The sequence below is a fragment of the Streptomyces sp. NPDC037288 genome (assembly GCF_055603265.1).
Genome location: NZ_JBVJVY010000219.1, coordinates 1 through 1,326, shown reverse-complemented (window position 1 = coordinate 1,326; position 1,326 = coordinate 1). Strand labels below are relative to the sequence as shown.

At 69.2% G+C, this 1,326-nt stretch carries 1 pseudogene; it reads right to left on the bottom strand.

From position 1 onward, the window contains the following. Positions 1-75 precede the first annotated feature (75 nt). Positions 76-1,326 (bottom strand): annotated as a pseudogene (locus ACZ7GZ_RS43395) (IS701 family transposase); the annotation flags it as partial.

The following is a 1,326-nucleotide window of genomic DNA, read 5'->3' as shown; positions in this document are numbered from 1 at the left end:
GTCTTGATCTTGGTGTTGTGTGTGTCCTGCTGGGCAGGGGTTGGTGGCAGGTGGTGCAGATGCCGGTCCAGCACCTCAAGACGTCTTGGAGGGCGTCGAGGATCTGGTAGAGAGTGAGCCCGGCCCGGGGACTTTTGGGGCCAGCCGTTGTTCGGTGAGGAAGGCGTGGGCGGCGGTCACGAGGGTGACGTGATGGTGCCAGCCAGGCCAGGAACGGCCTTCGAAGTGGTCCAGGCCCAGGCCGTGCTTGAGTTCTCGGTAGTCGTGTTCGATGCGCCAGCGGACTTAGCCAGGCGGACCAGGTCGGCGATCGGGGTGTCTGCCGGCAGGCTGGACAGCCAGTACTCGGTGGGAGTCTCGGCCTCTTCTGGCCACTCGACGAGCAGCCAGCAGTCGGGCAGGATGCCGTCCCACCAGCCCTGCTCGGAGGAAGCAGCGGCCTTGATCGGACGCTCGACGGCCTTGCCGGCGGGGCGGACGCGCACGGCGGCGAAGCGGGACTGTAACTCCCCGCGCGTGCTCTGCCGCCAGGCGATGGTGGTGAACGTCTGCGGCTCGAGACCGGCGGCCAGGGCCGCCAGCGACGGTGCGGGCTGTCGATAGCGGGGCTGGGGCCAGCAGCCGATGGGTCCGTTGCGGTCCGGCGTCTCGGGCTCCGCGTCGAAGGGGTGGGCGCTCACGTCCGCGCGGACGGCCAGCACGTAGTCGATTCCGCGGTCCGTCAGGGCGGCCCGCAGGTGTGCGTTGGTGCCATAGGCGGCGTCGGCCACGACGACCGGCGGCGTCATTCCCCAGTCGGCCAGCGTGTCGAGCATGTCCAAAGCCAGCCGCCACTTCTCGCGGTGTGTGACCTCGGTTGGGACGCGGGCGGCAGGCCTGCGGTCGTTGTCCGCTTCCCATTCCTGCGGCAGGAACAGCCGCCACTGCAGCGGGCATGAAGCGGTGTCGGTCGCGGCGTGGACGCTGACCGCGACCTGGCAGTTGGCGCGTTTGCCCAGGGCCCCGCAGTACTGCGGGGCCACCGCGACCGACATTCTTCCGTCCTTGGGCACCGACACGTCGTCGATCACCCAGGCCGTCGGGGCGATGAGCGGCAGCATGCGTTCGCAGATCCGGCGCTGCACCGGCACGGGATCCCAGGTGGACTGGTTCACGAACTGCTGGAGGTTCTGCTCGTTGCCGTCCGGCAGCCGAGCGGCCATGGCCTGGATCGACTTGCGGCGGCCGTCAAGCATGAGTCCCCGCAGGTAGCAGTCGCCCTTGGCGCGCTGGTCCTTGCGCGGCACCGAGGCGAACACATCAGCCACGTATAACCCCAACCGGGCC